General features: G+C 50.5%; 1 protein-coding gene. It reads right to left on the bottom strand.

Features of this window, described 5'->3' with window-relative positions; genetic code table 11:
* Positions 1-108 precede the first annotated feature (108 nt).
* Positions 109-1,287, bottom strand: a complete 1,179-nt coding sequence (locus ACJMM9_RS12525) for an IS110 family transposase (RefSeq protein WP_405327497.1) — start codon at positions 1,285-1,287, stop codon at positions 109-111.
* Positions 1,288-1,528 lie beyond the last annotated feature (241 nt).

Below are 1,528 nucleotides of genomic sequence, written 5' to 3'. Positions count from 1 at the left end.
AGACTAACTATCAAAAGTCAAGCAGAAACTGCGAATCGGCAGGAAAGAAAAAAAGGGTGCAAAAGGGTGAGTGTCCTACAGGGCACTCTGAGCAGATGGCGGGAAAAGTTATACGGGCAGATACATCTGGCCGGAAGATTGCAAGGCAAAGATCAGGCGAACCAGCTTCTTCGCAGCATGAGAGATGGCAATATTGTAGTGTTTGCCCTCAGCCAGTTTTTTGGATAGATAGGCAGCGAAAGAGGGATCCCATTGGCAGACATATTTTGCGGCGTTAAATAAAGCATAGCGGAGATAACGGGAACCGCGCTTTTCCATGTGCGCATAAGCGCCGGTGGCGTTCATGCTGCCGGACTGGTAGGTAGAAGGAGAAAGACCGGCAAAGGCCAGAATCTTGTCGGGAGAGTCAAAACGAGAGAAGTCACCAATCTCCGCAAGAATCATGGCGCCCATGCGGACGCCAATGCCGGGGATAGATGTAATCGGAGATGAAATTGTCTCCATCAAGGCGGAAATTTGCGCTTCAATCTCCTCAATTTCTCTGTCCAGCTCGCGGATCAGGCGAATCGTATGCCGGAGCTCAAGAGATTTGGCGGGCATCACAGAGCCAATGGAACGCTTGGCGGCGTCTCGGATCTCAAGCGCCTTTTGTCTGCCAAAACGCCCGTTGGAAGCGTTGTACAAGACCGTTTTCAAGTGTGTCAGATGCGCGTCGGCAATCTGCTTTGCTCCCGGAAACTCGCTGAGAAGGGCATAGACAGAGGCAGTGTGCAGAGAAGAGACAAGCGATTCCAGCTCCGGAAACAGGATGTTTACCAGGCGGGAAACCGACGTTTTGAGCTTGGCTCTTTCCTTTACCTTGCCAAATCTGTATCTTGTGAGTGACTTTAGCTCCTCATTGTGGTATGCTGTGTCTGTGTAGGACTTGAGGTCCACATCAGACATGAGCATAGCCGCAATCGTACGCGCATCGATTCGGTCGGTCTTCGTCTTTCTGAGACTGTGGCTTTTCCGGTAGAGGTTGGTGTGCAAAGGATTCAGGACAAAGGTGGGCAGACCGTTGTCGAGAAGGAATCCGAGAATGTTGTAGCTGTAGTGTCCTGTAGCCTCAAGCCCTACTTTTATGTTGTCGGTAGGAAGTGCACAGGAGCGAATCCGCTGCAGCAGGGTCTCAAAGCCGTCTCGATTGTTGGCAATGGTAAACACATCGGCCAGCACTTCGCCTTCTGAACTGAGAATAAAGCAGTCATGCTTGTTCTTTGCAACATCGATTCCAACGCAAACCATGGGAATACCTCCGGAAGAAGATTTTATGATGCTGCATCCACAGGACCTTTGCCTTGTAGCCTTGTTACACATAAACCGTCTGGCGGTATCTAACTGATTAACAAATCTGCAAAGGACTGTGGTTGGAGCCTACGGGAAACCGTCAAGCGGTAAGGGGCGGGAACCAATCCACAGCATCCTCTGCAGTGTAGCACACAGACGCCAAACAGGCGACTGTAGCTGCTGCTTTATATAATACAAG

This window comes from Fibrobacter sp. (assembly GCF_045112255.1).
Classification (GTDB): Bacteria; Fibrobacterota; Fibrobacteria; order Fibrobacterales; family Fibrobacteraceae; genus Fibrobacter.
Note: the sequence above shows the minus strand (reverse complement) of the source record. Positions and strands in the feature narration are given on the sequence as shown.

Bases quoted from the DNA above. Each gene is read 5' to 3' on its own strand.
- ACJMM9_RS12525 (WP_405327497.1), bottom strand. From the start codon at position 1,287: ATGGTTTGCGTTGGAATCGATGTTGCAAAGAACAAGCATGACTGCTTT.